Source organism: Streptomyces sp. NPDC025784 (assembly GCF_055558435.1).
In genome coordinates this window covers 65,799-92,597 of record NZ_JBVHMN010000022.1, presented here as the reverse complement: position 1 = coordinate 92,597, position 26,799 = coordinate 65,799, and the positions used below count along the sequence as shown (strand labels likewise).

Annotated in this window: 22 protein-coding genes and 1 pseudogene; 17 read left to right on the top strand and 6 right to left on the bottom strand. The window is 72.8% G+C overall.

Annotation, left to right across the window (positions count from 1 at the left end):
- The first annotated feature begins 33 nt into the window (after window positions 1-33).
- Both ACZ4IF_RS36860 and ACZ4IF_RS36855 read left to right on the top strand, forming a co-directional pair.
- The gene (locus ACZ4IF_RS36860; protein WP_467571133.1) at window positions 34-1,821 is read left to right on the top strand and encodes an SMI1/KNR4 family protein; all 1,788 of its coding nucleotides are present in this window, start codon (window positions 34-36) and stop codon (window positions 1,819-1,821) included.
- A gap of 211 nt (window positions 1,822-2,032) precedes the next feature.
- Window positions 2,033-3,937, top strand: coding sequence for an AMP-dependent synthetase/ligase (locus tag ACZ4IF_RS36855; protein WP_467571130.1), 1,905 nt, complete (start codon window positions 2,033-2,035; stop codon window positions 3,935-3,937).
- Between the two features lie 375 nt (window positions 3,938-4,312).
- Here the strand turns inward: ACZ4IF_RS36855 and ACZ4IF_RS36850 are convergent, their stop codons facing one another.
- Window positions 4,313-4,945 carry a DUF6629 family protein gene (locus ACZ4IF_RS36850; protein ID WP_467571126.1) on the bottom strand — a complete coding sequence of 211 codons (633 nt, stop codon included), beginning with the start codon at window positions 4,943-4,945 and terminating at the stop codon, window positions 4,313-4,315.
- A 167-nt stretch (window positions 4,946-5,112) separates the two neighbouring features.
- Between ACZ4IF_RS36850 and ACZ4IF_RS36845 the strand changes: the two genes are divergently transcribed.
- Window positions 5,113-6,828 (top strand): ATP-binding cassette domain-containing protein, encoded by a 1,716-nt coding sequence (locus tag ACZ4IF_RS36845; protein WP_467571123.1) that lies wholly within the window; start codon window positions 5,113-5,115, stop codon window positions 6,826-6,828.
- 193 nt (window positions 6,829-7,021) lie between these two features.
- Here the strand turns inward: ACZ4IF_RS36845 and ACZ4IF_RS36840 are convergent, their stop codons facing one another.
- Complete coding sequence (locus ACZ4IF_RS36840) at window positions 7,022-8,614, bottom strand: aminotransferase class V-fold PLP-dependent enzyme (protein ID WP_467571121.1); 1,593 nt, start codon at window positions 8,612-8,614, stop codon at window positions 7,022-7,024.
- Window positions 8,615-8,779: 165 nt separating this feature from the next.
- Between ACZ4IF_RS36840 and ACZ4IF_RS36835 the strand changes: the two genes are divergently transcribed.
- Window positions 8,780-8,995, top strand: a complete 216-nt coding sequence (locus ACZ4IF_RS36835; RefSeq protein WP_028804134.1) for a DUF4177 domain-containing protein — start codon at window positions 8,780-8,782, stop codon at window positions 8,993-8,995.
- A gap of 244 nt (window positions 8,996-9,239) precedes the next feature.
- On the top strand, window positions 9,240-10,043 hold the full coding sequence (locus tag ACZ4IF_RS36830) for a VOC family protein (RefSeq protein ID WP_467571118.1): 804 nt from the start codon (window positions 9,240-9,242) through the stop codon (window positions 10,041-10,043).
- Window positions 10,044-10,067: 24 nt separating this feature from the next.
- Here ACZ4IF_RS36830 and ACZ4IF_RS36825 read toward each other — a convergent pair whose 3' ends face one another.
- Complete coding sequence (locus ACZ4IF_RS36825) at window positions 10,068-11,054, bottom strand: ArsR/SmtB family transcription factor (RefSeq protein WP_467571115.1); 987 nt, start codon at window positions 11,052-11,054, stop codon at window positions 10,068-10,070.
- Between the two features lie 248 nt (window positions 11,055-11,302).
- On the opposite strand from ACZ4IF_RS36825, the gene ACZ4IF_RS36820 reads away from it, so the two are divergent.
- From ACZ4IF_RS36820 to ACZ4IF_RS36785, 8 genes are all read left to right on the top strand, one after another.
- Window positions 11,303-12,520, top strand: coding sequence for an MFS transporter (locus tag ACZ4IF_RS36820; protein ID WP_467571112.1), 1,218 nt, complete (start codon window positions 11,303-11,305; stop codon window positions 12,518-12,520).
- A 76-nt stretch (window positions 12,521-12,596) separates the two neighbouring features.
- Window positions 12,597-13,049, top strand: a complete 453-nt coding sequence (locus ACZ4IF_RS36815) for a Crp/Fnr family transcriptional regulator (protein WP_467571109.1) — start codon at window positions 12,597-12,599, stop codon at window positions 13,047-13,049.
- An 85-nt stretch (window positions 13,050-13,134) separates the two neighbouring features.
- Window positions 13,135-14,004 carry an N-formylglutamate amidohydrolase gene (locus ACZ4IF_RS36810; RefSeq protein WP_467571106.1) on the top strand — a complete coding sequence of 290 codons (870 nt, stop codon included), beginning with the start codon at window positions 13,135-13,137 and terminating at the stop codon, window positions 14,002-14,004.
- Between the two features lie 70 nt (window positions 14,005-14,074).
- Complete coding sequence (locus tag ACZ4IF_RS36805; protein WP_467571104.1) at window positions 14,075-14,899, top strand: amidohydrolase family protein; 825 nt, start codon at window positions 14,075-14,077, stop codon at window positions 14,897-14,899.
- A 49-nt stretch (window positions 14,900-14,948) separates the two neighbouring features.
- Window positions 14,949-16,223 carry a DUF4032 domain-containing protein gene (locus ACZ4IF_RS36800; protein WP_467571101.1) on the top strand — a complete coding sequence of 425 codons (1,275 nt, stop codon included), beginning with the start codon at window positions 14,949-14,951 and terminating at the stop codon, window positions 16,221-16,223.
- Between the two features lie 96 nt (window positions 16,224-16,319).
- A complete protein-coding gene (locus tag ACZ4IF_RS36795; protein ID WP_467571098.1) occupies window positions 16,320-17,996 on the top strand; it encodes an NAD(P)/FAD-dependent oxidoreductase in 1,677 nt (558 codons plus the stop codon).
- The gene (locus tag ACZ4IF_RS36790; protein WP_467571096.1) at window positions 17,993-19,435 is read left to right on the top strand and encodes an ATP-binding protein; all 1,443 of its coding nucleotides are present in this window, start codon (window positions 17,993-17,995) and stop codon (window positions 19,433-19,435) included. The genes ACZ4IF_RS36795 and ACZ4IF_RS36790 overlap by 4 nt, the downstream gene beginning before the upstream one ends.
- Window positions 19,432-19,782: a UBP-type zinc finger domain-containing protein gene (locus ACZ4IF_RS36785; RefSeq protein WP_467571093.1), complete on the top strand. Its 351-nt coding sequence runs from the start codon at window positions 19,432-19,434 to the stop codon at window positions 19,780-19,782. Before ACZ4IF_RS36790 ends, ACZ4IF_RS36785 begins: the two co-directional genes overlap by 4 nt.
- Window positions 19,783-19,846: 64 nt before the next feature.
- Here the strand turns inward: ACZ4IF_RS36785 and ACZ4IF_RS36780 are convergent, their stop codons facing one another.
- Window positions 19,847-20,338, bottom strand: a complete 492-nt coding sequence (locus tag ACZ4IF_RS36780) for a VOC family protein (protein ID WP_359501425.1) — start codon at window positions 20,336-20,338, stop codon at window positions 19,847-19,849.
- Window positions 20,339-20,496: 158 nt separating this feature from the next.
- Between ACZ4IF_RS36780 and ACZ4IF_RS36775 the strand changes: the two genes are divergently transcribed.
- Window positions 20,497-20,712, top strand: coding sequence for a hypothetical protein (locus ACZ4IF_RS36775; protein WP_359501423.1), 216 nt, complete (start codon window positions 20,497-20,499; stop codon window positions 20,710-20,712).
- Between the two features lie 561 nt (window positions 20,713-21,273).
- Here ACZ4IF_RS36775 and ACZ4IF_RS36770 read toward each other — a convergent pair.
- Window positions 21,274-21,738, bottom strand: a pseudogene (locus ACZ4IF_RS36770) (hypothetical protein); the annotation flags it as partial.
- A 158-nt stretch (window positions 21,739-21,896) separates the two neighbouring features.
- Window positions 21,897-23,333, bottom strand: coding sequence for a serine hydrolase domain-containing protein (locus ACZ4IF_RS36765; protein WP_467571088.1), 1,437 nt, complete (start codon window positions 23,331-23,333; stop codon window positions 21,897-21,899).
- A 78-nt stretch (window positions 23,334-23,411) separates the two neighbouring features.
- On the opposite strand from ACZ4IF_RS36765, the gene ACZ4IF_RS36760 reads away from it, so the two are divergent.
- From ACZ4IF_RS36760 to ACZ4IF_RS36750, 3 genes are all read left to right on the top strand, one after another.
- Entirely contained in the window at window positions 23,412-23,708 is a 297-nt protein-coding gene (locus ACZ4IF_RS36760; protein WP_467571086.1) for a hypothetical protein, read from the top strand.
- Window positions 23,709-23,731: 23 nt separating this feature from the next.
- Window positions 23,732-24,943, top strand: coding sequence for a 4-hydroxybenzoate 3-monooxygenase (locus ACZ4IF_RS36755; RefSeq protein ID WP_467571083.1), 1,212 nt, complete (start codon window positions 23,732-23,734; stop codon window positions 24,941-24,943).
- Between the two features lie 153 nt (window positions 24,944-25,096).
- Entirely contained in the window at window positions 25,097-26,698 is a 1,602-nt protein-coding gene (locus ACZ4IF_RS36750; RefSeq protein ID WP_467571080.1) for a serine/threonine protein kinase, read from the top strand.
- Window positions 26,699-26,799 lie beyond the last annotated feature (101 nt).

Below are 26,799 nucleotides of genomic sequence, written 5' to 3'. Positions count from 1 at the left end.
GGATTGTCAGTGGCACGTCGTAGTGTCCCGACCATGAGCATTCCCAGCATCGAGGACTCATGGGCACGGATCGACGCCTGGCTCGCCGCGCACGCCCCGGTGAGCCACGCCCGGCTCCGGCCTCCGGCGTCACAGGCCGACATCGAGGCCGCCCAGCGCACACTCGATGTCGCGTTCCACCCCGACCTGAAGGCGTCGCTGCGCTGCCACGACGGCGTGGAGCTGGAGGACGGCGCCCCCGTCCTCGCGTACTACGGACCGCTGTCCTCCGTCGCCGACATCGTCCGCAGCACGGAGTTCCTGCGCGGCATCGGCGCGGACCTCGACGAGGATCTCGACGTGGACGAGCCGCTCGACGAGGACGACGAGGACTACGACGAGCTGGCGTCGTACTGGCACAAGGACTGGCTGCTCATCACGCTCGGCATTGGCTGGCAGTCCTCCGACGGGCTGTTCCTCACCTGCCACGCGGGCGCCCATTGGGGCCGTGTCGGGCGCTATTTCGACGAGGACGCACCGTCCTTCACCTCATGGCCCAGCCTGCGGCACGTCCTCGCGGACTACGCCGACGCGCTGGAGCAGGGCAGCAGATTCGACGGCCGCACACCGGTGGTGGCGGACGGCGCGCTGCTGTGGGACGACGAGACGTCCGTCGTCGCGGAGCCGCGTTCGCCGCTCGCGCTCGCCGCCGCGGCCGGCGAGCCCCGGCCGACGCCGCCCGCACCGCCCGAGCCTCCCGCGGAGCCCCGGCAGGCGGACGGTCCGCGCCTCGTGTTCGTCCGGGTCCGTCAGAGCGAACCGCCCGCGCCACCGCCGTACCAGCCCGACACGGTCTTCGTCGAGGGCATCGGTGCGGACCGGTTGCTGGAGCGGCTGGGCGCGGTTCCCGGGACGGTCCTCGCCCGCACCCGGAAACACGCGGAGGAGTCCGCCGAGTCCCGCTGGGCGGCGCACCGGCCGCTGGTCCGGGCGGGCACCGCCGGCGCATGGGCGTACGCGGTGCAGGAGGCCGGTGCCGCGCAGTTCGGCCGGCCCGAGGTGCTGCGCCGGGTCTCCGCGGGCACTCGGGCCGTCGCTCTGACGAAGCGGGGCCCGGAGGTGACCGTCACGCTGGCCGAGGACGGCGTGACGCGGCCAAAGGCCCTGCACCACGTCCTGTCGCCCCGCGGGGACCTGGTGGACCTCCCCGGCACGGACCAGCCGGCCCGGCGGGTCGGTACCGACCCCTTCCCCGGCTCGCAGGCCGCGTACGTCCGGCTGCTGGCCGCGCTGGAAGAGGAGTTCGGCATCGCCCACCGGCCCGACGGCGTCTCCAGGGAGCTGACGAGCGCACTGCTGCTGCCCGTGCTCGACGACATCCCCGAGACCGGCAATCCGGTCACGTTCGTACGGGACTTCGATCTCGCGGCGCTCGTCGGACGGACACCCGCGGACCGGCTGCGCGCGGCCTTCGCCGCGCAGTTGGCGCGACTGGCCGCGGAGACACACATCGACACCTACCCCGAGGTCGCCGAAGCGCTGGAGCTGATCGGGCGGGGCGAGCGCGTACCGCTCACCGCGGACGGCGCCCTGGACCTGCGTCTGCGCACCCTCGCCGCCGAGGCCTGGGCGGCCCGGCAGCCGACCCGGCCCTCGTGGCGGGACGACGGGGCGCCGCTGTCGCAGGACGAAACGAACGCATGGTGGATACGCCACGGCGCGGCCGGCGCGCTGCGCGCGTTCATCCTGCGACCCGTCCCCGAAGCGGCCGCGAGCATCATCCACCAGCGGACGACGGCGCATTGGAGGGCCGAACTCGCCGAGGACCTGGCGTCCTCCTGAGACGCGGCCGAGGTGGTCCGGCGGCAGCCGGACAGGGGTCCGGTGAGCGGCGAACGCCGCTCCCGGGCGGGTGCCGGACTGCGCGGTTCCTCGGTCGGTGCGTACTGCTGACCGAATCGCGCACGATGGCCGCCCGTGTCGGCTACATTCGGGATTCCTCGGCACCGGCGCCTGGGTGACGCCACGTCGAGGAGAATTGCGGAGCGGCGAAATGCACCAGTCCGAAGTTTCTCCACCGGCCACGGCATTGATGCAGGGGGGACTCGCCGACAGTCTCTTCGACACGGCACGCCGTACGCCCGGCCTGCTGCAGATCGCGCGGCGCGCCGACTCGGCGTCCGGCGCGCAGTGGATCCCCTTCACCGCCGCCGAACTGCGCGACGAGGTCGTCGATCTCGCCCGTGGGCTCGTCACGTCCGGCATCCGGCCGGGCGACCGCGTGGCCATCATGGCGCGCACACGCTACGAGTGGACGGTGCTCAGCTTCGCGCTCTGGTCGGTGGGCGCCGAGATCGTGCCGATCTACCCGACCTCGTCCCACGAACAGGTCGCGTGGATCCTCAAGGACGCCCACTGCGTCGCCGTGGTCGTCGAGGACGAGCAGGGCGTCATGACGGTCGGCTCCGCGTGCGCGTCGCTCCCGTTCCTGCGCCATGTCTGGCAGTTGGACACCGGGGCGCTGGCGCAGCTCGCCGAGCGGGGGCAGGCGATACCGGCGACGACGGTCGACTCGCTCCGCCGGATCGTGCTGCCCGACTCGACCGCCGTGATCGCCTACACCTCGGGCACGACGGGACACGCCAAGGGCTGCGCCCTGACCCACCGCAGCCTGGCCAGCCCCTGCGACACGCTCCTCGCGGGCTGGGGCCACACGGCCGCTCCTCCCGGGGAACAGCCCGCCATCCTCGCCTTCCTGCCCTTCTCCCATGTGTACGGGCTGATGATCCAAGGGCTGTGTCTGCGCGGCGGCATCATGATGGGCCACGAGCCGGACCTGCATGAGGAGGCGCTGTCCGCCGCTCTCCTGTCCTTCAGGCCGACCTATCTGTACGCCGTCCCGTTCGTGTTCGAGAAGATCTTCAAGAACTTCCTGCGGACCGCCCAGCGGGCCGGCCGGGGCGCGCTGTTCGAGCGCGCCGTGCGCACCGCGCAGGACTTCGCGCTCGCCGAGGAGCGGCACCGGCTGGGCACGGGGCCGGGCCCCGGATTCGACCTGCGGCTGCAGCACTCCCTCTACGAGAAGACGGTGTACCGCAAGATGCGTGCCGCGCTCGGCGGACGCGTCTGCGGCGCGGTGTCGGGAGGCTCCCCCCTGAACCGCGAACTCGCCCTCTTCTACGCGGGGATCGGCATCTTCGTGCACGACGGGTACGGGCTCACCGAGACCAGCGGCGGCATCACGGCACAGCCGGTGGGACGGGAGAAGTTCGGCACGGTGGGACGCCCGATGCCGGGGGTGGAGGTCCAGGTCGCGGACGACGGGGAGATCCTGGTGTGGGGGCCTTCGGTGTTCCAGGGGTACATCAATGATCCGCACGCCACGCAGGCCTCGTTCCGCAACGGCTGGCTCGCCACGGGGGACATCGGCCGGATCGACGACGAGGGGTATCTGACCATCACGGGCCGCAAGAAGGACGTCATCATCACCAGCGGCGGGAAGAGCGTCGCTCCCGCCGCCCTGGAGGAGCGCCTCCGGGTCCACCCCCTCATCCACCAGGCCGTGGTCGTGGGGGACAACCGGCCCTGCGTCGGAGCCCTGATCACCCTGGACCCCGAATTCGTGGCGCACTGGCGGGGTTCCCGGGCCGGGGGCGAACCGTCGGCCCGGGACGCCCGCGAGGAGAACGAGCTCCGGGAGGAAGTCAGACGCGCGGTCGCGGCCGCCAACACCACCGTGTCCCGCTCGGAGTCCATTCGGGTGTTCCGCGTCCTCCCGGAGCCCTTCGACCTGGCCAACGGCCTGCTGACACCGTCGATGAAACTGCGCCGCGACGCGATCGTCAGCCGCTTCGCCGCCGAGATCGACGCGATGTATCAGACGTCGTCACGGGTTCCGCGGGAGTACGACTCGACCGAGCCGTCGATCTGGGAGGACTCGGACAACGTGTTCCGGTGAACCCGGAAGGGGCGGGCCCGGTCACGGCCCGGGAGGTACGTGCCGCCCAGGAGGGACCTCAGAGGCGTCACTCGGCTCCTGACTGCCGGCTGCTTGGTGATCTGGTTCATGCCTACACCTTGCGCGATGCGCGTCACCGCAACCAGATCACTCCTGAGCGGGGGAACACCGGTCCTGGTACCAGAAACACCAGCGTCACCGGGAATACCAGCCTCGCAGGCCCCCTCGGCCCGCAGGCCCGGACTCGGCCGAGTGGCTGCTCGGGGCCCGGACCCGGCCGAGTGACTGCTCGGGGCCCGGGCACAGGCTAGCCGCTGCTCGCTGCCGGGCCCAAGGGGAACGCTCCCGTCGCGGGCGCGGGCGGGACGCCCTCCGTCACCCGACGGCGACGGCACCCGCGCGCGGACGTCCGCGAAGCCACGTCCACAGGACGACCGAGGTCACCGCCGCGAACGCGCACCACGTCGAGACGAACTCCAGCCGCCACAGCGCCCAGCAGATCACCGCGCCGACGGCGACCACGGCACCGAGCCGCAGCAGTCCGCGGTCCCCGGACACCAGCAGCGCGCCGACGGTGGCGACGAGATAGCCCGCGACGAGGAACTCCGCGTGGGGCAGGTGCACGGCGTATCCGACGGTGTGGCCACGGATCTCGGCCGTCACCGGGCGGGTGGCGAGGGCATGGGCGAGGACCATCGCCGTCGCCACTCCGGCCGCGAGCGGGACGGCCGCCCGTGGCCGTACCTCGCGCGGCACCGCGCACACCACACCCAGCGGCACCCAGACCGCGAGCAGGGGAAGGGCCATCACCGCCCAGGCGAGGGTGGCGGGGCCGCTTCCCCCTCCCGAGTCCCAGACCACGGACTCGACGATCTGATGAGCACCGAGCAGCAACGGCAGTGCCGCCAGCGGGAGATCGCCCCAGCGGCGCACCTGCGCCACGCACACCACCCCCACGGCCGCCACACCGGTGCCCGCCACCAGGTCGGCCGTCGCACTCCAGCACATCGCGCCACCCCGGGTCCGCCGTCGACATGAACTCGCCCACCGCACCCCAACGCTACGGGGCCGCGCGACGATGCCCACGGCGGACACGGAAGCCACCGTTCGGCCGAATGCTCCCCGCCCGCTCCGTACGGCGGGTCGGCACGGCCGTCCCCTGGCATGCTGCCCCCATGTCGACTCCCATGCAGCCGAGTCCACCCGTCTCCGCGGACGGCCCCGCCTCCCAGGTCGAGGGCCTGCTCGTGCAGGCACGCCGGCTCGGCGTGGAGGTGCGCGGAGCGGGGCGTGTGCTGCACGACGTGTCGTGCGACGCGGCACCCGGACGGCTCACCGTGATCGCCGGCAGCAGCGGAGCGGGCAAGACGGTCCTGCTCCAGGCGCTCGCGGGACTGCGTGTCCCCGCCGACGGCGAGGTGCTGCACGACGGAGCCCGGCCCGGCCCACCGGGACCGGAGTTCGGGTTCGTGCCGCAGGAGGACATCCTCCACCGGGACCTGCCGCTGCACCGCACGCTGGTCTACGCGGCGGGCCTGCGCCTGCCCGCCGGTACGCCGGCCGATGCGGTCGCCGCGCGCGTGGACGCCGTCCTGGACACCCTGGGCCTCTCCCACCGGGCCGCGACCGCGGTGCGCGCGCTCAGCGGAGGAGAGCGTAAACGGGCCTGTGCGGCGGTCGAGTTGCTCACCCGGCCCCGGGTGCTCTTCCTCGACGAACCGACGTCTGGCCTGGACCCGGTGACCGGGGCCGCCCTGCTGCGGACCCTGCGGGAGCTGGCCGAGGGCGGCACCACCGTGGTGCTCACCTCGCACGTCCCGGCCGACCTGCTCCGCTGCGACCACGTGGTGCTCCTCTCGCCCGGCGGCGAGGTGGCCTACTCGGGCGCACCGGACTCCCTGTGCGAGGCGTTCGGCGTCGGGGCGGTCGAGGACGTGTACGAGGCCGTGGCGGCCGGCGCGCGTGCCGAACCCGGCGTTCTCGGGGCGGTGCCGGCTCCCCGGCCCGACTCCGTGCCGGTTCCCGGAAAGCCGGGACGGATCGGCGCCGTGCGCCAGTGGGCCCTGCTGACCCGCCGCGGTACGGCGCTGTTGCTGCACAACCGGCTCTCCGTCGCCGTACTGGCCGGTTCACCCGTGATGATCGTGGTGATGTTCGCGGTGCTGTTCCGCGCGGGCGCGTTCGACCCCGCCGCGCCGGACCCGGGCACGACCGCGATGATCATGTTCTGGATCGCGTTCGGCGCGTTCTTCTTCGGGCTCACCTACGGGCTGCTCCAGATCTGCACCGAGCTGCCCGTACTGCGGCGCGAATGGCCGGCGGGCCTGCGGATCGGACCGTACGTCGCCTCCAAACTCACCACCATGCTCCCGGTGCTCGCCGCCGCGGACGCGCTGCTGCTCGTCGTGCTGCGCGCACTGGACCGGCTGCCCCGGGCCGGCTGGGGCACCTACGGTTCGCTGTTCGTGTCGAGTCTGCTGGCGTCGGCGTCGGCGCTCGCGCTCGGACTGCTGGCCTCGGCGGCCGTGTCGGAGCCCGGTCAGGCCACCCTCATGCTGCCCCTGCTCTGCTTCCCCCAGGTGCTGTTCTCCGGAGCGTTCGTGCCGGTGCCCCGGATGGCCGCGGCCGGGGAGGCGATCAGCTGGGCGATGACCAACCGGTGGGCGTTCGAGGCCCTGGGCAGCGGGGTCGGCCTGGAGGCGCTGTGGCGCGGGGGCGGCTCCCCTCTCGGCCCGCCCCTGCTGGCCTCGTACGGGGACTCGTTCGCTCATCCGGCGAGCCGGGGCTGGCTGATCCTCGCGGGCTTCACGCTGGTGTTCACGGCGGTGACGTGGGCCGTGCTGGTGCGCAAGTGCCGTGAGGGAACGGCCCGGAGCCGCGACGGACGCTGAGGGCGTCCCGGTACGCGAGTCCCGTGCGGAAACGGCCCGGAGCCGCAGTGGACGCCTGCGAGTCCCGTGCGGGAACAACCCGCGGCGGCGGGGGATCCCGACGGTTCCCCGGCGCACGCGTGCCGCCCGGCGACGGCCCGGAGCCGGTACGGGCGCCGTCCGGCTCCGGGTACGCACCGCGCGGACTCCCGCCTCAGCAGCCCACCCGCGCGGCCAGCCCCGCGACCCCCGGCACCCGGTCCCGGTACGTCTCCGTCACGAAGTCCAGGAACGTCTCGATGTCCCTGGGCTGCGACGACACGCCCAGCGAGACCCGGACGGCGCCGGCCGTCGGCAGGCCGAGGAGATCCAGGTAGTCCTCCAGCGAGCCGACTCGCCGGCGGGCGGCCGAGCGCAGCCTTCGCAGCGGCAGGGCGAACGCCGCCTCCCCGGCACCCGGGTTGCAGAAACAGCCGGTGCGCAGGGAGATGCCGCGGGCGGCGCTGTCGCGGGTGACGATGCGTTCGTCCACGATCCGGCCGTCCGCCCCGAGCAGGTTGAGCGCGACCGTTCCGCCGCGGGCCGCCACGCCGCTCTCGGGGCCGTACACGCGGACCATCGGGGAGCCGTCGCTGTGCCGCAGCTCCCGCAGGCCGGCCAGCAGCCGGCCGGTCAGGGCGGTGACGTGGGCGTGCACACGGTCCATGCCGATGCGGTCGATCCACTCCAGCCCGGCCGTCACGTCGGGGATGGCGAGGAAGTTCACCGTGCCGTCCTCGAAGGCCGCCTCGTCGTCGGCGAGGACGTGCCACTGCGCCTGGGCGCTGACCGCGTAGATGGTGCCGCCGGAGAACCAGGGGCGGCGCAGCCGGGCGAGCGCCTCCCGGCGGGCGATCAGGCTGCCGACACCGGTGGGGTGCCCGAAGACCTTGTACCAGCTGACCACCGTGAAGTCCGGACGGAACCGGGCCAGGTCGAGGGTGTTGGCGGGGACGAAGGCGGCCGCGTCGAGGAGGACGTCGTAGCCGCGCGCCTGGGCTCGTTCGATCCACTCCAGGGGGTGCTGCACCCCGTTGAAGTTGCTCTGCGCCGGGTACGCGAACAGGCCGCTCGGGCGGGCGCCCCCCGCCCCGCCCCGCAGCCGCGGGCGCCGGGTCCCGGCGCGTTCGCGCGACGGACGGAGCCTGCCGGGCGGTAAGCCGAGCCGGCGCCCCGCGGACAGGGCGGCCCGCATCCGCTTCTCGTCGAGCTGCATGCCGGGCCCGCTCACCGGCACGTACGCCGTCGCCGCGCCGCGCGCCCGCGCGTACTCCCGCAGCCCGTTCACCGAGTTGTGGTTGTCCAGCGACATCACGAGTCTGCTGCCGCGCGCGAAGGGATACGCCTCGCCGACCAGCCGCAGGGCCCCCGTCGCGTTGGGCGTGAAGATCACCGCGTACTCGGCGGGATCGGCGTCGAAGTGCCGCAGCACCGCTCGTCGGGCCTCGGCCAGCAGCCGGCCGGAGGCGCGCGAGGCCGGGCTCTCCGAGTGCGGGTTGCCGAACAGCCCACTGGTGATCCGCCGCGCGCTTCCCGTCACGACCGAACGCGGCGGGAGCCCGGCACCGGTGTGGTCGAGGTAGGTGTGCCCGCCTTCGTCGAGATAGCCGAACTCGCGCTCCCGCAGCCGGGCGAAGGTGCCGCTGCCGTCGTCGCCGGAGGCGTCCGTGGTGCCCGGTGCGCGGCCGGGGCCGTCCCTGGCGTCACGTGTCGGTTCCGGGGTTCCCCCGGCGCCCGGTATGTGGCTGCTGGTCCGTGACTCCTCCATGTGTCCCCCTCGGTCGGGCCGGTCGGACGCGTGCCGCGGCCCGGCACCACGTAAGGCTTCACCCAAGGTATGCGTGCGGACCCGGTCCGGCTCTGTGCCACGGCGCGGAGGCGTGGTTGGGTGGGCCCGGCCATGCCGCCCGACACGCAGGAGAGCACCTCAGCCATGAGCAGCCCGTACACCTACGAGTACAAGGTCGTCACCTTCCGTGAGTCGCTGATCGGCGACGCGCTGGACAGCGACAAGCTGGAGAAGGTCCTGAACAAGCACGCCGGGGACGGGTGGGCGCTCAAGGCGATCACCTCCGCCGACGTCAAGGGCCGGATAGGTCCGGGCGCGGTCGAGGGGCTGCTCCTGACCTTCGAGCGGCCCCGCGGATAGCGCCGCGTGGTGCGCGCGGAGCCGGGGCGGGGGATGCTGGAGTGGATGGGACAGCGGACCCGCAGGTGCTACTGACGCAGTCGGAGGCCTTCCGCGCGGAAGGCCTCTTACGGCTGGGCTGACGCCGCACGGCACACCGAAGGCCTCGGCCGATGCAGGCCGGGGACTTCGGCCCACGTGTGCCGGGGCCTCGGCCGGCACCGCCCGCGACCGCTGCCGGCCAGTGAGGTCAGGACGGTACGGCATGAAGAGCGACGGAACACTCAAGCGTGAGGTCGTCACCAGTCGGTCGGTGTTCGGCGCACCGTGCTGGGTCAGCCTGACCACACGCGATCTGCGGGCCGCCGAAGCCTTCTACAGTGCCGTGCTGGGCTGGGAGTGGCGCTCCGGCACCCGGATGGGCGATCAGTACCGGGTGGCCCGGGTGAACGGGATTCCCGTGGCGGGCGTCTCCGAGGTCGACTTCGTGGCGACGACGGCCGTCGCGTGGATCCCGTACTTCGCGGTGTCGAGCGCGGACGAGACGGTGTCCCGCAGCCAGGAACGCGGGGGTACGACCGCGGTGGGACCGATCTCGCTGCCGCCCGGGCGGGCCGCGCTGCTGGCCGACCGGGACGGGGCGGTCTTCGGCATCTGGGAGGGTGAGCTCGTCTCGGGCTGGGAGGCCTGGCGCCACGCGGCTCCGGCCTTCGTACGGCTGCACACCAGGGACGCCTTCGACGCCGCCATCTTCTACGGGGAAGTCCTGGGCTGGGCTTCGGCCTCCCCGGGTTGCTGCCAGGTCGACTACGAGGAGAACGAGGTCGTGCTGCGCAGTCGCGGCGACGTCGTGGCCCGGATCCACTCGGGGGCGGTGGGCGCCGCGCCCGATCCCACCATCCGGCCGCACTGGCAGATCCACTTCGCCGTCTCCGACGTGGAGGCGTGCGCGCGGGCGGCACGCGCCAACGGAGGCACGGCCCACCAGCAGGGCGTCGGCTCGACGGACGCGGTCCTCACCGACCCGGACGGCGCGCACTTCACGGTGACGTTGAGGGGCAACGTCTAGCGGGTGTTCCTCGCGGCGAGGGGTTCAGGCCCCGGCCGTCAGCGCTTCGCCGAGCGTGGTGCGCGCGTAGAGGACGTAGTAGCCGCGGCGGTGGGGCACCACGAGTCCTGCCTCCCGCAGGACCGACAGGTGGGCGGAGACGGACGAGGGGGCCAGCCCGTGCCGGCCGGCCAGGGCCGTCGTCGAGGCCGGCGTGGCGAGCCCGGCGAGGATCGCCGCCCGGTGCGGCCCCAGCAGCCGGGCCAGGGCGCGAGGTGCCTCGGCGCCCGCCGGTCCGGAACCGGCCGCGCCGCGCGCCGGATAGATCACCGTGGGCTGCCAGGGCCGGGCGAATCCGCTCACCACGTCGGGGCGCACGAACACGCTCGGCATCAGCAGGACGCCGCGGCCGTCGGCCTCCTGTGCCTCCGCGTGGTCCGGGTACGTGCGCAGCGTGAGGGTGTCGTCGGCCCAGCCGATCTCCGGGTGCAGGTCGCCGAGGAGCGCTTCGAGGCCGCCTTCGGCCCATTGCCGGGTGCGGTGGGCGATGTCGGCCTCCAGGAGGGCGCGGTGGCGTGCCCAGTCCGGTGCGAGCAGCGCCCGCCAGGCCCGTTCGGTCAGGTCGGCGAGCCGGCGTACGGCCGCGGCCGGGTCGTCCAGCGCCGCACGTCCGTACGGGGTGCGGGCCGCGCCCGGCGTGCAGGCGAGGGACCGCGCCAGCTCCGTACGGGCCATGGCCGGGTCGGTGGCCCGCATCCGCCCCAGTTCCGCCTCGATGGACCCGTCCGGTGCCTCGGGCGGCGGTCCGAGGAAGTCCGGGGTGTAGCCGCCCTTACGGGGGAAGTAGAGCCACAGCTCGGACAGGTCCAGGCCGGCGACGACGCCTCGGGCGCGGCGGAGCCAGTCCCGGTGGAAGGCGTGCCGTGCCGGCCGCCGCAGCAGGCGGAGCGCCTCATGGATCTGGCAGAGCGGGGACACCGCGAACCGGCACCGGGTGAGGTCGTCGGTGCCCAGGCGCAGAGTCAACGGCAAGAGGGCCTCCCGTGTACCGGTGAGCCCGTCGGCGGGGCTCGCGGGTGCTTCGGCCGCCGTCCGCGTGCGCGGCTCGCCCACACCCGGGGGTAGTGGGAGGCCGCGTCCGGAAGAGGCGGCACGGCGGTGTCCGGCAGAAGCGATTCGGCTGCACCCGAAACAGTAGAGGGCCGTACGAGGGGCCCGCACGCTTGCCCTGGCCGCAACCGGCCCCGGTCCTCGGCAGTCCCCCGCAGAAAGGCCCGTGGATGGCGAGCGCACGTCCCACCTCCCGGCGCAGGTCCGTCGTCGTCGCGGCGCTGATGCTGGCCGCCTTCACCTTCAACACCACGGAGAACCTGCCGGTCGGGCTGCTGACCCTCATCTCGGACGACCTGCGGGTGCCGGCGGCGTCCGTGGGGCTGCTGGTCACCGGCTACGGACTGACCGTGGCCGTGGTCTCGCTGCCCGTCGCGCACGCCACCCGTTCGGTGCCGCGCCGTCACGTGCTCGCGGGCCTGCTCGGCCTGCTCGTGCTGGCCAGCTGGGTGTCGGCGCTCGGTGCCGCCTCGTACGGAGTGCTGCTCACGGCCCGCGTCGCGACCGCCCTCGCCCAGGCGCTGTTCTGGGCGGTGATGGGCCCCGTAGCGGTGGGGCTGTTCCCGCCGGAGCGCCGCGGCCGCGTCATCGGACTGCTGTCCGTCGGCGGATCCCTGGCCACCGTCCTCGGGGTTCCGGCGGGCACCTGGCTCGGCGGGCACAGCGGCTGGCGCGTGCCCTTCCTGGTCCTCGGGGCTCTCGGTCTCGCCTCTCTGGTGGCGATCGCCGTCGCGCTGCCCACCTCACGCCCGGAGGAGGGGCATGCCGCGTACGGGGCCGCCCCCGACGCCCGGCGGTTCGCCGTGGTGCTGGCGACCACGGCGCTCTCCGTCACCGGGGCCTTCGCGGGCTTCACCTACGTCGCGGTCTTCCTGGACGAGGTGGCCGGCTTCCCGGAGGGCTCGGTGAGCGCGCTGCTGCTGGTGTTCGGGGCGGCCGGGATCGTGGGGGTCACGGCGGCGGGGCCGCTGCTCGACCGCTTCCCGCGCGCCACGCTGACCGTGCCGGTGGCGGCCCAGGCCACGGCGCTGCTCGGCCTGTACGCGGGCGGCGGGCACAGCCGGGCGGTGACGGTGGGCATGCTGATGCTGCTCGGCGCGTCGGTGGGCCCCGTGTTCATGGCCACGCAGAGTCAGGTGCTGCGGTGCGCACCCGGGCGTACCGAACTCGCGCTGGCCGCGAACTCGGCCGCTTTCAACGCGGGCGTCGCCGCGGGCGCGCTGGCCGGGGGCGCTCTCCTTCCCCATGTCGGGGTGCGCGGAACGTTCCTGGTCGGCGGGGTGCTGACGCTGCTGGCACTCACGGTGCTGACGTGGCCGGTGCGGGCCCGTCACGACGGCCACGCCGCCTCCACGGCGCGACGTAATCCGCGGATCGGGCTCCAATAGAGGGTGACGGGACACCACCGGTACGACACGGGCCGCCGCACCCGTCGGTCGCGCGGCGGCGCGATGGAGGTCCGCGATGCCCAGTGCTCTCCGGCTCCTGCCCGCCCTCTCCCCCGTCCATCGCGAACAGCTGATGGGTGTGGCCCGCGAGGTGTCGTTCCCCGCGGACGGGCGGATCTTCGAGGCAGGGGGAACCGCCGACCGTTTCTGGGTGGTCCGCTCCGGAACGGTCTCCCTCTTCCAGCAGGTCATCGCGGGCAGACGGATCTCGGTCGCGACCCTGGGCCCCGGTGACCTGCTCGGCTGGTCGTGGCTCTTCCCGCCGCACACCTGGGACTTCGGCGCCGAGGCCTTCAGCCCCGTACGCGCCTACGAGTTCGACGCGGCGGACGTGCGGGCCCTGTGCGACGCGGACCCGACGCTGGAGCTGTCCCTGACCCGGACGATCGGCGCGATCCTGGCCCACCGGCTGGAGACGACCCGCGCGGCGCTCATCGAGCACTACGCGCGCCACGGCGGCGGCCACTGACCGCGGCCCCGGGCGGGCGCGCCGTCCGATCGTGGCCCGGCTCGGCCGAGGGACGGGTCGGGCCCGGCTGCGATAGGAATCTCGTATGAACGACACCCTGAGCACCTCGGACCCGACCGCCTCCCCCGGCACCCCGGCCCCCGCCCAGGGCCCGGAAACACTGGACGCCCCGGCCCCCTTCGAGCTCCTCCCCGGCGCGGCCCACTCACCCGTGCTCCTGCACGTGCCGCACTCCTCACGGCGCGTTCCGGCGCAGGTGCGCGAGGGCATCGTCCTCGACGACGAGGCGTTGGAGCGCGAGCTGGACCACATCACGGACGCGCACACCGCGGAACTCGCCGCCGCCGCGGCCGAGTCGGCGCAGCTGACGCCGTGGCGGTTCGTCAACCGGCTGTCCCGTCTGGTCGTCGACCCGGAGCGCTTCCCGGACGAGCGGGAGGAGATGCTGGCCGTCGGGATGGGCGCGGTCTACACCCGCACCACGCACCGCGCGCCGCTGCGCCGCGCGGACGTCGACCCGGGGCCCCTGATCGAACGCTGCTTCCACCCGTACGCGCGCGCGATGACGGCTGCGGTGGCCGACCGGCTGGCCGCCACCGGACGCGCGGTGATCATCGACGTCCACTCGTACCCGACCGCCCGGCTGCCGTACGAGCTGCACGGCGACGGACCGCGCCCGCCGGTGTGTCTGGGCACCGACGCCTTCCACACGCCGCCGGAGCTGGTGGCCCTGGCGGAGAAGGCGTTCGCGGGCCTGGGCGGTGTGGGCGTCGACAGCCCGTTCTCGGGCGCCTATGTGCCGCTGCGCCACTACGAGCGGGAGCCCGACGTCACCGCGCTGATGGTGGAGATCCGGCGGGACGTGTACATGAGCGAACCGGGAGGCCCGGCGGGCCCGGGGTTCGCCCGGGTCGCCGCCGCGCTGACGGCGCTCGTGGACGCCGTGGGGCGGTAGCCGGGGAGTGCGCCCGCCCCTAGGGTCGGGGTGAGCAAACGCTTGGTCACGGATCGGGGAGGCACGGGACATGCCGGTCGTCGACGTGTGGATGCAGCACCCCACACTGCGTCACTCCCACCACGAGATGTTCGAGTCGCTGCGCCGCTGGACGGGCATGGAACGGCTGGCGGAGCCCCTGCCCATCGAGGTGACGGTGGCCGCGATGGCGGCTGCCGACGTGGAGACCGGCCTGTCCGCGGCCTGGTACGGGCCCCAGGGCCCGTTGATCGACAAGGACGAGGTGGCCGCCTTCGTGGCCCGTTCCGAGGGACGGCTGCGCGGGGTCGCGGGCGTCGACCTGACGAGACCGGTGGCGGCCGTCAGGGAGTTGCGCCGGGCGGTCGAGGAACTGGGCTTCGTGGCGCTGCGGATCGTGCCGTGGCTGTGGCAACTGCCGCCCACCGACCGGCTGTACTACCCGCTGTACGCGGCATGCGTGGAACTCGGCGTCCCGTTCTGCACCCAGGTCGGGCACACCGGGCCACTGCGCCCCTCCGAGACCGGCCGGCCCATCCCGTACATCGATCAGGTCGCGCTCGACTTCCCCGAACTGGCCATCGTCTGCGGGCACATCGGCTACCCGTGGACCACGGAGATGATCGCGGTGGCCGACAAGCACGCCAACGTCTTCATCGACACCAGCGCGTACACCGCGCGCCGATATCCGCCCGAGCTGGTGGAATACCTGCGCGGCCGCGGGCGGCGCAAGGTCCTCTTCGGCTCCAACTACCCCATGATCACGCCCGCTCGGGCACTGGAGCACCTCGCGGCCCTGGGACTGGACGACGAGACGACCGGGCTGTTCCTGTCGGGCAACCCCCGCTCCGTCTTCCGTCGCCTGGATCATTCGTAGATGCTGGGGCCGGAACAGTGTTCGACCGTGAGGTGAGGGCAGCCCAGCGATGGCTTTCCAGATCAGCGCCACCAATCCGGAGCACCCCGCGCTCCTGCTCGAACTGCCCTGGCAGCTTCCTCTGGAGGAGTGGCCCGAGCATCTCCTGGTGCCCCTGCCCCGCGGCATCTCCCGGCACGTCGTGCGCTACGCGCGCGCCGGGGACGAGGTGGTGGCCGTCAAGGAGCTCGCCGAGCGGCCGGCCGTGCGCGAGTACGGGCTGCTGCTCAGCCTGGACCGGCTCACGATCCCGGCGGTCGACCCGCTGGCCGTCGTCACGGGCCGCATCGACGCGGCGGGCGAGCCCCTGGAGTCCGTACTGATCACCCGGCACCTCGGCGGCTCGATGCCGTACCGGTCGATGTTCGAGACGACGATGCGGCCGGCGACCATGCACCGCCTGATGGACGCCCTCGCGGTGCTGCTCGTACGGCTGCACCTGGCCGGATTCGCCTGGGGCGACTGCTCGCTGTCGAACACGCTGTTCCGGCGCGACGCCGGTGCGTACGCGGCGTACCTGGTGGACGCCGAGACCGGGGAGCTCCATCCGCAGCTCAGCGAGGGGCAGCGGGAGTACGACCTCGATCTCGCCCGGGTCAACATCAGCGGTGAGCTGCTGGACCTGGAAGCGGCCGGGGCGCTGCATCCGTCGGTGGACCCGATCGAGTTCGGCATGGAGATCTGTGCCCGCTACCGGGGCCTGTGGCAGGAGCTGACCCGTACCTCCGTGTACCCGGCGGGCAAGCACCACTACATAGACCGGCGCATCCGCCGCCTCAACGACCTCGGATTCGACGTCGCGGAGATGCAGATCGCGAGCTCCGGCAACGGCGACACCGTCACCTTCGTGCCCAAGGTCGTCGACGCGGGCCACCATCAGCGCCAGCTGTTGCGACTGACCGGCCTCGACACCGAGGAGAACCAGGCGCGCCGGCTCCTGAACGACCTGGAGAGCTGGATGGCCACCCAGGACGACTACGTCCCCGGCGACCCCCTCGCGGCCCGGCCCGAAGTGCTCGCCCACCGCTGGGTGAGGGACGTGTTCCGGCCGACCGTGCGGGCCGTCCCGCCGGAGCTGCGCGGCTCCATGGACCCGGCCGAGATCTACCACCAGCTCCTCGAACACCGGTGGTTCCTGTCCGAGCGCGCACAGCAGGACATCGGTCTGGACACCGCCGTCGAGGACTACGTCACCAACATCCTTCCCAAGGTCCGCGAGGGGCTTCCGACGCAGGCGGACACCGCGCAGTCCGGCCACGCCCTGCCGGTTCCTGAGCAAAGGTGACCGATCGTACATACGATTGGGCGTGTATCGGCCACGGGCACCCCCTGGGGCGTCCGCGCGGCCGGAGACATGGAACCTGCTCGGGGTGGGAGACGCATGGCACAGGCCGCCAGTCCAGCGCGGACCGTCATTATGACCGTCGATGACGATCCCGGGGTGTCGCGCGCCGTCGCCCGCGACCTGCGGCGCCGCTACGGCGAGACGCACCGTATCGTGCGCGCCGAGTCCGGGGACGCCGGTCTCGAGGCGCTCCGGGAGCTCAAGCTGCGCGGCGACCAGGTGGCGGTGATCCTCGCCGACTACCGGATGCCGCAGATGAACGGGATCGAGTTCCTGGAACAGGCGCTCGACGTGTATCCCGGCGCACGCCGGGTGCTGCTGACCGCGTACGCCGACACGAACGCGGCGATCGACGCGATCAACGTGATCGATCTGGACCACTATCTGCTCAAGCCCTGGGACCCGCCGGAGGAGAAGCTCTACCCGGTCCTCGACGACCTGCTCGACGCCTGGCGGGCCAGTGACTACCGCCCCGTGCCGACCTGCAAGGTGGTAGGGCACCGGTGGTCGGCGCGCACGTCCGGGGTCCGCGAGTTCCTCGCCCGCAACCAGGTGCCGTATCGCTGGTACTCGTCCGACACGCCGGAAGGGCAGCGGCTGCTGAGCGCGGCCGGGCAGGACGGGGACCGCCTGCCGCTCGTGATCACACCGGACGGCACACCGCTCGTGGAGCCGGAGGACCCGGATCTCGCGGCACAGGTCGGGCTGGCCACGACACCGACCGCGGAGTTCTACGACCTCGTCGTCATCGGCGGCGGCCCTGCCGGGCTCGGCGCCGCCGTGTACGGCGCGTCCGAGGGGCTGCGGACGGTCCTCGTGGAGCGTTCGGCGACCGGCGGTCAGGCGGGGCAGAGCTCCCGGATCGAGAACTATCTCGGCTTCCCCGACGGCGTGTCCGGTGCGCAGCTCACCGACCGGGCGCGGCGGCAGGCGGCGAAGTTCGGCGCGGAGATCCTCACCGCGCGCGAGGTGACCGCCCTGGAGGTCACCGGGGCGTCGCGCACCATCCGGTTCTCGGACGGCTCCGCGATCTCCGCGCACTCGGTGATCCTCGCCACCGGTGTGTCCTACCGGCAGTTGGAGGCGCCCGGCCTCGACGACCTGACGGGCTGCGGTGTCTTCTACGGTTCGGCGCTGACCGAGGCGGCCGCCTGCCAGGGCCACGACGTGTACATCGTGGGCGGCGCGAACTCGGCCGGCCAGGCCGCGATGTATCTGGCACGGGGCGCGAAGTCAGTGACGATCCTGGTGCGCGGCGACTCGCTGTCCGCGTCGATGTCGCACTACCTGATCCAGCAGATCGACGAAGCGCCCAACATCAGCGTGCGCACCGGCACGGTCGTCGAGGCGGCGCACGGCTCGGACCACCTGGAGCAGCTCACGCTGCGCGACGTGACGAGCGGGCACACCGAACTCGTCGACGCCCAGTGGATGTTCGTGTTCATCGGCGCGGCCCCGCTCACCGACTGGCTGGAGGGGACCGTGCTCAGGGACGACCGCGGCTTCATCATGGCGGGCCCGGACATGACGCCCGACGGGCAGCCGCCGCGGGGCTGGGAGCTGGACCGGCCGCCGTACCACCTGGAGACCAATGTGCCCGGCGTGTTCGTCGCGGGAGACGCCCGCGCCGAGTCCGCGAAGCGGGTCGCGTCCGCCGTCGGAGAGGGAGCCATGGCCGTCATGCTCGTCCACCGTTATCTGGAGCAGTCGTGAGCGGGCGGCCGCTGCCGTGCGACGCGGCGGAACTGGGCACGCTCTTCCTGTTCGAGAAGCTGAGCCCGGAGCAGTTGGACCGGCTGTGCCGGGAGGGCCGGGTCGAGGAGTTCGAGCCCGGCTACGTCTACCGCGAGGGCGAGCCCGCTACCTGCTTCTTCGTGCTCCTCGAAGGCACCCTGGTGATGTCGCGCCGGGTCGGCGGCGACGACGTGGAGATCAACCGCAGTTCCCAGCGGGGGGCGTACTCGGGGGCCATGCAGGCCTATCTGACCGGCGGGGAACAGGCCCGGTACAAGGGCTCCGTCCGCGTCACGGAGCCGTCGCGGTTCTTCGTGCTGCCCGCGGAGACGTTCGCCGCGGTCCTGCGGGACTGGTTCCCGATGGCCGTCCATCTGCTGGAGGGGATGTTCTTCGGCACGCAGAACACCCAGCGGACCATCAACCAGCGTGAGCGGCTGCTGGCGCTCGGCTCACTGTCCGCCGGCCTCACGCACGAGCTCAACAACCCTGCCGCGGCGGCCGCGCGGGCCACCTCGGCGCTGCGGGACCGGGTCGCGCACATGCGGCACAAGCTCGGTGTCATCGCCGCCGGGCCCTACCAGCGCGACGCGCTGAAGACCCTCGTCGAGATCCAGGAGCGGACGGCCGAGCGGGTCGCCAAGGCGCCGTCCCTGAGCCCGCTGGAGGCCTCCGACCGGGAGGACGCGCTCACCGACTGGCTCGACGACCATGGCCTCACGGGCGGCTGGCAGATAGCCCCGACGTTCGTGCAGGGCGGCCTCGACGTCGACTGGCTGGAGCAGATCGCCGCGGCCGTCGACGAGGAGATCCTTCCCGGGGCCATCGGGTGGCTCAACTACACCGTCGAGACAGAGCTGTTGATGAACGAGATCGCGGACTCCACCACCCGCATCTCGCACCTCGTCGACGCGGCCAAGCAGTACTCGCAGCTCGACCGGGCGCCCTACCAGGTGGCCGATGTGCACGAACTGCTCGACAGCACGCTGATGATGCTGTCCGGGAAGATGGGTTCGGGCATCAAGGTCGTCAAGGAGTACGACCGCGGCGCGCCCAGGGTCCCTTCCTATCCGGGCGAGTTGAACCAGGTGTGGACCAACCTCATCGACAACGCCGTCTCGGCGATGGACGGCGAGGGCACGCTGACGGTGCGCACCGCGCACGACGCGGACCAATTGCTCGTCGAGTTCGGTGACACCGGACCCGGTGTGCCGGCGGAGATCCGCGACCGCATCTTCGACCCGTTCTTCACCACCAAGCCGGTAGGTGAGGGCACCGGGCTCGGCCTGGACATCTCGTGGCGGATCGTCGTGAACAAGCACCACGGGAGCCTTCAGGTGCAGTCCGTGCCCGGCGACACCCGCTTCCAGGTACGACTGCCGCTGGCGGCACCGGACACCCCACAGGAGTCATCATGACCACGCCGAACGGAATCGACCCGTCCGTCCCGCCGAGCGGCACCGGCTGCGGCGACTGCGACGCCGTGGGCGGATGGTGGTTCCATCTGCGGCGCTGCGCCCAGTGCGGTCACATCGGCTGCTGCGACGACTCACCGTCCAAGCACGCCACCGCGCACGCGCAGAGCACCGGGCACCCCGTCATCCGCAGCTTCGAGCCGGGCGAGGCCTGGTTCTGGAACTACGACACGTCGGAGCTGTTCGACTCGGGGCCCGACCTCGCTCCCCCGATGTGCCACCCGGCGGACCAGCCGACGCCCGGACCCGCCGGACGCGTTCCCGCGAACTGGGCCGAGACGCTGCGCTGAGTCGGTGGTGTGCCGCGTGCCCCGGCCGAGCCGGGGCACGCGGCACGCCGGAACCCGTCGTGCGTCAGAGGACCGAGGCGCCGTACATCTCGCCGAGCGGTTCGGCGAGCAGTTCGACGCGGACGCCGTCGGGGTCACGGAAGTAGATCGAGGTGCTGCTCTCCTCGGCGTACTCGACCCCGGCGGCGTCCAGCCGCTCGCGCAGCTGTCGCCAGGTGGCGGGATCGACCGAGATCGCCAGGTGGTGGAGTCCGCCGAGCACCTCCTGGTACGGGCCGAGGTCGAGACCGGGGAAGTCGAAGAACGCCAGCAGATTGCCGTGACCGAGGTCGAAGAAGAAATGGGTGGAGCCCTTGTAGTCGCGGTTCTCGATCATCTCCGTGAGCGGGAAGCCGAGGACGCCCTGGTAGAACCGGACCGTCCGCTCGACGTCCGAGGAGAGCAGCGCGACATGGTGCACGCCCCGGGCCGAGCTGGCGGGCCTGTCCTCCTTCAGATGCGTGTCCCTGATCCGTCGGCGTTCCGCCTCGATCGCTGCCAGGTCCACCGCGCCCATCGGAAGCTCCTCACACGGGAATAACGACGACTTGTTGGGGAATTCAACCACTTTGCTCCTACTCTAGACCCCCGGCCCTCCCCGTCAAGAACGCGCCGCGGGCGTGCTGACGGCTCCGTCCGGATGCGGGCGGCGGCGCACGGGACGATCCTGGAAACATGTCCGGACGGGCTCCTTTGATCGTGCACCCGGCCTTGGGTACCAGCGGCCGCCAGGTGACCGCGCGGGGCGAGAATCTGGGCGTGGCCTTCTCGGACGAGGACCTCATGGAACTGCTCGGCAGGGCCGGCCTGCCCGATGCGGAGGATCTCCTCGACGACCCGTCGTGGGTGCAGTGGCGCGGGGGCCAGGCCCACTACTACGGGGCCGCGTAGCAACTCGACACCGCGGGGCAGCGCGCCACTTTCCGATGGGCCGCGCGCCACTTTCCGATGGGCCGCGCGCCACTTTCCGATGGGCCGTGCACCTTTCCGGCGGGCCGCGCACCGCCGGGGCCGGCGGGTCGCCGTGGCGCGGGTACGGCCGACAGGGTGGTCGCGTTGCTCCGAACGGGTACGGCCGACAGGGTGGTCGCGTTGCTCCGAACGGGGGGCAGGCTCACCCGACCCGGTGGGCCGTGCCACTGTCGCGTACCACCGGCGTGTACACGCGCGTTGCCCCCACATGGACAGCACTCACACAGCCCTGCGGCCCGTCCCTACCGGTGGTCGCACGGCCCGCCCGTACGCCGAAGCGATCGACGACCAGCGCGGCCATCCGCCGATCTACGCCCAGCTCGTCGCGGAATGGCGGGCCGAGGGCCGGGGGGTTCCGGAACGGCGTGCGATCCATCAGGTGGTGTGGGCCTCCTTCGCCGCACCTGTCCCGGAGAAGGACGAGGCCGAGTCCGTGGCCGCCGTGCCCGTCCCCCGGGGTCTGCCCGGCTGGTGATCCTGGTCCTGGCCGAGGGGCTCCAGCACGGCGAGCGTTCCGTTGGCCTGACGCAGCGCCAGCTCCAGCGGGACGGCGAGGTGCAGCGCGCCGGTCCCGTCCGGGGGGATGATCCACTCCAGTGGTCCCGCGGACCGGTACGGCGGTGGCACGGCGATCCACGAGCCGCGGCCGAGGTGACGCAGCCCGTCCCCCACCCAGTGGCTGGCCGGATCGGGGGGCAGGAAGAAGCCGACCCGGCGGGCCGCGGAGTCCACCAGGGTGGGGCCCGGAACCCGCAGCGGTTCGCACCACAGGATGTCCAGGGCGAGCAGCCCCAGTGGTTCCGGCACGCTGACCACGTCCCAGAAGCGCCCGCCCTCCAGGAGCACGCCGCCGTTGCCCTGGTCCCACTCCCGCTTGCAGGACCGGGGATCAGTGGCCGCCGCGGCGAGCCACTCCACACTCTGCATCCACATCGCGTTCGTCATGGACCACCCCCGGGACGTGCCGCCGCACTCGCAGAGCGCGGCGGACCAACATGACGTGGAGACCCGCGGTCGCCCATCAGGTCCTCGGCATATGCATGTTGGTAGATATTTCTACCTGGCGGAAGGGGTGGCGCGGCCTGGCGTTTTCCGCGGGGCCGTCAGGGCGCGGTCACGGGGGCGCGCAGCGACCGCAGCCGCCCGCCGCCCAGCGGGGTGGTGTGCCATCGCGCGGTGAAGGTCCGTTCGGGAAGCGAACAGGTCAGCGTCAGACGGTGCGGGGTCTCCAGGAACAGCACGTCGGCCACGAGGGTGTTCCGGTCGGCCCATCCCCCGCTCACCGCGGTGGGGACCCGGCCGGGCTCGACCCGCCAGCCGTCGGCACCGAGCCGCAGTCCGAGCGGCCTGTCCCCCTCGGACAGCGTGAGGCACCAGTCGGCCCCGTCGCGCTCGACGGCGACGGCGGTCAGGCTCCACTGGGCCACGCAGGTGCCGCCGGCCGGGGCGAACACCGTCCCCGCCCAGGCGTCCCGCTCCGGGGGCTCCGGATGCGCCTTCACCGGTGGCAGGGCGAGCCGCGCGAGGCGTCGCGTCAGTCCGTCGTCCTCCCCGCCCGGAAGCGGGGCGGGGCCGAACGCGGGCAGCAGGTGCCGCCACATCAGGGTGAGCAGGTCCTGCATCTGCTCGGTCGCCGCAGTCGTCGCGATCACCACGTCGTGCTCCGGCAGGACGACGCAGAACTGTCCGAACGCCCCGTCCCCGCGGTAGCCGTGCCGGGACCGCCAGAACTGGAACCCGTACCCCTGCTGCCAGTCCGACCGCGCCCCCTCGGCCGTACCGTCCGCGTTCGAGACGTGCGCGCGGGTGGCCTCGGCGATCCACGAGGCCGGGAGCAGCCGTCGCCCCTCCCAGACGCCGTCCTGCAGGTAGAGCTGGCCGAGCCGGGCGATCGCGTCGGTCGTGGCGTGCAGGCCGCTGAAGCCGAGGTCACGGCCCGCGGGGTGCTGCTGCCAGGCGACCTCGCCGATGCCGAGCGGGTCGAACAGCCGGGGCCGCAGGTATTCGGTCAGCGTCCGGCCGCTCACCCGCTGCACGATCGCGGCGAGCGTGTAGGTGGCGGGCTGGTTGTACGCGAAGACGGTGCCGGGGTCACGGTCCGGCGGGATGCGCAGGAATCCGCGGACGATCTCCTGTCGGTCGTTCCGCACCGCCTCGTCGTGGGTCTCGGCCAGGTGGCCGCTGGCCATGGCCGCGACATGGCGCACCAGCATGGCCCGGCTGCGCGGGTCGGTGATATCCGCCTCGAACTCGGGGAAGTACGAGACGACCGGGTCGTCGAGGTTCAGCAGTCCTTCGGCGACGGCGAATCCCGCGGCGGTGGACGTGAAGCTCTTGCTGACCGAGTAGAGCAGGTGGAGGCGGTCGGGCGTGAACGGCGCCCACCAGCCGGAGGCCACGACGTGACCGTGACGCAGGATCATCAGGCCGTGCGGCTCGATGTCCGGGGCTGCTTCGACTGCGTCGAGGAACGCGTGGATGCCCGCCGGGTCGACTCCCTGTTCGGCGGGCGTGCTGACAGGCAGTGGACGGGCGTTCATACGGGCGGCCTCCGGTCTCGGGACGGTGGGCTGGGTCCAGCCGCGGGAACCGCGACATGCTGAAGCAGTACCGCGTGCATGCCACATCTTTCCGGGGCGGACTCGCACCTGTCCATGGCAGGCGAGGATCCCGCCGCCCGTCCCGCGAGCGTCGCGGAGGATCCCGTCACCGACACCGCAGACCCCGCCGACGCTCCCGCCGCCCGCACCGCAGGCCCCATCGACACTCCCGCCGCCGACACCACAGGCCCGGCCGGCACTCCCCTCACCCTCACGGCGACCGCCGCCGACGATTCCCCCCACCCGCAGGCGGGCGAAGCCGGACACGTGGACGTGTCAACTCGGTCCACCGCCGAGGGGGATGACGACTCTTGACGGGCCACCGTCATAATGCTCGGGTGATTCCCCCCTCCCCCACATCCGTACAGAGCGTCCCCGTCGTCGTCGTCGGCGCGGGACCGGCCGGCCTCACTCTCGGCAACATCCTGCGCGCCGCCTCGGTCGACTGCGTGGTCCTGGAGACCGAGAGCCGTGAGTTCATCGAACAGCGGCCCCGGGCCGGCTTCATCGAGGAGTGGGCGGTCCGCGCCCTCCAGGAGAGAGGGCTCGCCGAACGGCTCGTGCAGTGGGCGCAGGCCCAGGGCGAGTGCGAGTTCCGCGTCGACGGCGAGCGCCACCGGTTCCGGTACGCCGAGCTGACCGGCGACCGCCACTTCGTGTACCCGCAGCCCCTGCTGGTGACCGACCTGGTGCGCGAGTACGCCGACGTGCGGGGCGGCGACATCCGCTTCGGCGTGCGGGACGTGGCCCTGCACGGCCTCGACGGCGACCGGCCCTCGGTTCTCTACACGGACCCGGAGACGGGCGAACGGCGGCGCGTCGACTGCGAGTTCGTCGCCGGCTGCGACGGCGCACGCGGGGTGACCCGGGCCAGTGTGCCGCGGGAGCACGGATCGCTCGCCCGGTACGACTACGGCGTCGGGTGGCTGGCGCTGCTCGCCGAGGCACCGCCGTCCTCCGACTGCGTCGTCTTCGGCATCCACCCGAACGGCTTCGCCGCCCACATGGCCCGCAGCCCCGAGGTGACCCGCTACTACCTGGAGGTCCGACCCGGCGAGGATCCGGAGAACTGGCCGCACGCACGGGTGTGGTCGGAGCTCAGGACCCGGCTGTCGGTGGCGGGTGCGCCGGCGCTCACCGAGGGCCGGCTCATCGAGAAGCGGGTCCTGGACATGCACAGCTACGTGGTGGAACCCATGACGTACGGCCGGCTGTTCCTGGCGGGCGACGCCGCGCACCTGGTGGCGCCGATCGCCGCGAAGGGCATGAACCTGGCGCTGCACGACGCCCTGCTCCTGGCGGACGCGCTCGTCGCCCATCTCACGGCGGGCGACGACAGCGGGCTGAACGCGTACTCGGATGCGAGCCTGCGGCGGGTCTGGGAGTACCAGGAATTCTCGCAGTGGCTCGCGGAGTTGCTCCACGGGCCGTCGTCAGGCGACGCCTACCGGGCCGGATCCGCGGGCGCCCGGCTGAAGCGGATCCTGGGCTCGCCCGCCGCCGCGACCACCTTCGCGAACTCCTACATCGGCAAGGACGTGGCACGGTGAACCACGGTGCGGCGGTGGCCTGAACTCTTCGCACACGCGGACGGCAGCAGCGGTCCGCGGAAGAAACCGGGCTCCGAAGCCGCCCACCGTTGAACACTCCATGTCACACCCTCCGTACTTCCGGGAAAGCGACAGCCCGGTGTGCAGCGAGGGATGACGATGGTCGAGGTGCAGGACTCCACGGGCGACTTGGTGGCCGGACGGTACCGGTTGATCGAAGTCGCCCACGGGGAGGAGGGCCGCGTCGGCTGGCACGGCCAGGACGTCGAGTTCCGACGGCCGGTCGCCCTGACCCGGTCACGGCTGCCGGAACACCGGCGCCAGGAGGCGGGGCACCTCACCGCCCGTCGCATCCTGCGCGAGTCCGAACAGTTGGCGACGGTCTGTCCGGGCCGGGTCGCCACGGTCCTCGACGTGTTCGAGGAGGACGACTGCGTGTGGACGGTCACCGAGCGCACCGAGGGCACCGTGCTGTCCGAGCTGCTCGGGCACGGGCCCGTGAACTACGTCCGGGCGGCCCGCATCGGACTGGGCCTCCTCGACGTCCTCACGGCCGCCCACCGGGAGGGCGTGACGCACGGGGATCTCAGCCCCGGGCAGGTGTGCCTGCACGAGCGCGGTACCGTCACACTCAGCGGTTTCGGGCTGATGGGCGCCACCGGCTCGCCGCGTGTCACGGCACCGTCGTACGCCGCTCCCGAGCAGGCCCGCGGTGAGGGCACCGGGCCGGCCGCGGACCTGTGGGCCCTGGGCGCGATCATGTACGCGCTGGTCGAGGGGCGGCCCGCGATCCGGGACCGGGGGCGGCTCGACGCCACGCTCCGCGCGGTGGACCGGCTCCCGATCAGGGCCCCGCTCAGTGCCGGCCCGCTCGGACCTGCCATCCAGGGACTGTTGCGCAGGGATCCGCTGGAGCGGGTTCCCGAGCCGGTCGTACGCGAGTCCCTGACCCGCGTCCTCAAGGACGAGGACGTCGACACGACGACCCAGTCGGTCCCGCCGCACGTCTTCTTCACCCCACCGGGTCCGCCCCGCAGCGGTGCGGGGTGGACCGTACGCGGCCGGCGGGTGAGCCGGCCGGTCCTGCTGGGCGGGGCGCTCGCCGTGACCGCCGCCTGCTTCGCCGCGCTGACCGCGGCGGGCGGTCTGCCCGGCGGCGACACGTCGGCGTCCGGTGCCGGTGCCTCCCGGTCCGCGTCCGGCAACCCGCCGGGGACGCCCACGGGACGCTCCTCGCTCCCCGGCCGGCCGGCCTCGCCGTCCCCGTCCGCCACGTCCGAGGGGACGGCACCGGCCGGTTTCACCACGTACCGGGCGCCCCAGGGGTTCACCGTCGATCTGCCCGAGGGCTGGAAGCCGCGTGACACCCAGAAGTCCACCGACGGGTCCTACCGGGTCACCTTCGGAGCGAGCGGGGACCCCCGCACCCTGGCCGTCACCTACAGCACGCGCCTGGGTCCCGATCCCGTCGCGGTGTGGAGCGCGCTGGAGCCGTCGCTGCGCGACGACTCCAGCGGTTACGCCCGGGTGGGCGACATCCGGGCCGTGGACTACCGCGGCCGAAGGGGCGCCGACATGGAGTGGCTCTCGGACTCCGAGGGGGTCCGCGAGCGCACGTTCGGCCGGGGCTTCCTGCTCGGCGGGCGCATGGGCTTCTCGCTGAGGTGGACGACCCCCGCGGACGACTGGGAGAGCAGAGCCAACCGGCGGGCGCTGGAGGTCTTCCTCCGGTCCTTCCGCCCGGCTTCACCGTGACCCGGGTCCTCCGGCACGCTCCCGGTACGCGTGCCCCGGCCGGGACGCCTCGGACGTGGGCCCTGTGCGAGGCGTCCCGGCCGGGGTCCACGTCCGAGGTG

What these genes read in the sequence shown, in the direction of transcription:
- ACZ4IF_RS36780 (WP_359501425.1), bottom strand. Translation starts at nt 20,338, where the DNA reads ATGGGCGCGGTGGACCTGGCAGCGATCGAGGCGGAACGCCGACGGATC.
- ACZ4IF_RS36800 (WP_467571101.1), top strand. Translation starts at nt 14,949, where the DNA reads ATGGCTTTCCAGATCAGCGCCACCAATCCGGAGCACCCCGCGCTCCTG.
- ACZ4IF_RS36775 (WP_359501423.1), top strand. Translation starts at nt 20,497, where the DNA reads ATGTCCGGACGGGCTCCTTTGATCGTGCACCCGGCCTTGGGTACCAGC.
- ACZ4IF_RS36820 (WP_467571112.1), top strand. Translation starts at nt 11,303, where the DNA reads ATGGCGAGCGCACGTCCCACCTCCCGGCGCAGGTCCGTCGTCGTCGCG.
- ACZ4IF_RS36840 (WP_467571121.1), bottom strand. Translation starts at nt 8,614, where the DNA reads ATGGAGGAGTCACGGACCAGCAGCCACATACCGGGCGCCGGGGGAACC.
- ACZ4IF_RS36815 (WP_467571109.1), top strand. Translation starts at nt 12,597, where the DNA reads ATGCCCAGTGCTCTCCGGCTCCTGCCCGCCCTCTCCCCCGTCCATCGC.
- ACZ4IF_RS36765 (WP_467571088.1), bottom strand. Translation starts at nt 23,333, where the DNA reads ATGAACGCCCGTCCACTGCCTGTCAGCACGCCCGCCGAACAGGGAGTC.
- ACZ4IF_RS36845 (WP_467571123.1), top strand. Translation starts at nt 5,113, where the DNA reads ATGTCGACTCCCATGCAGCCGAGTCCACCCGTCTCCGCGGACGGCCCC.
- ACZ4IF_RS36860 (WP_467571133.1), top strand. Translation starts at nt 34, where the DNA reads ATGAGCATTCCCAGCATCGAGGACTCATGGGCACGGATCGACGCCTGG.
- ACZ4IF_RS36750 (WP_467571080.1), top strand. Translation starts at nt 25,097, where the DNA reads ATGACGATGGTCGAGGTGCAGGACTCCACGGGCGACTTGGTGGCCGGA.
- ACZ4IF_RS36850 (WP_467571126.1), bottom strand. Translation starts at nt 4,945, where the DNA reads ATGTGCTGGAGTGCGACGGCCGACCTGGTGGCGGGCACCGGTGTGGCG.
- ACZ4IF_RS36810 (WP_467571106.1), top strand. Translation starts at nt 13,135, where the DNA reads ATGAACGACACCCTGAGCACCTCGGACCCGACCGCCTCCCCCGGCACC.
- ACZ4IF_RS36795 (WP_467571098.1), top strand. Translation starts at nt 16,320, where the DNA reads ATGGCACAGGCCGCCAGTCCAGCGCGGACCGTCATTATGACCGTCGAT.
- ACZ4IF_RS36805 (WP_467571104.1), top strand. Translation starts at nt 14,075, where the DNA reads ATGCCGGTCGTCGACGTGTGGATGCAGCACCCCACACTGCGTCACTCC.
- ACZ4IF_RS36785 (WP_467571093.1), top strand. Translation starts at nt 19,432, where the DNA reads ATGACCACGCCGAACGGAATCGACCCGTCCGTCCCGCCGAGCGGCACC.
- ACZ4IF_RS36760 (WP_467571086.1), top strand. Translation starts at nt 23,412, where the DNA reads ATGCCACATCTTTCCGGGGCGGACTCGCACCTGTCCATGGCAGGCGAG.
- ACZ4IF_RS36835 (WP_028804134.1), top strand. Translation starts at nt 8,780, where the DNA reads ATGAGCAGCCCGTACACCTACGAGTACAAGGTCGTCACCTTCCGTGAG.
- ACZ4IF_RS36855 (WP_467571130.1), top strand. Translation starts at nt 2,033, where the DNA reads ATGCACCAGTCCGAAGTTTCTCCACCGGCCACGGCATTGATGCAGGGG.
- ACZ4IF_RS36830 (WP_467571118.1), top strand. Translation starts at nt 9,240, where the DNA reads ATGAAGAGCGACGGAACACTCAAGCGTGAGGTCGTCACCAGTCGGTCG.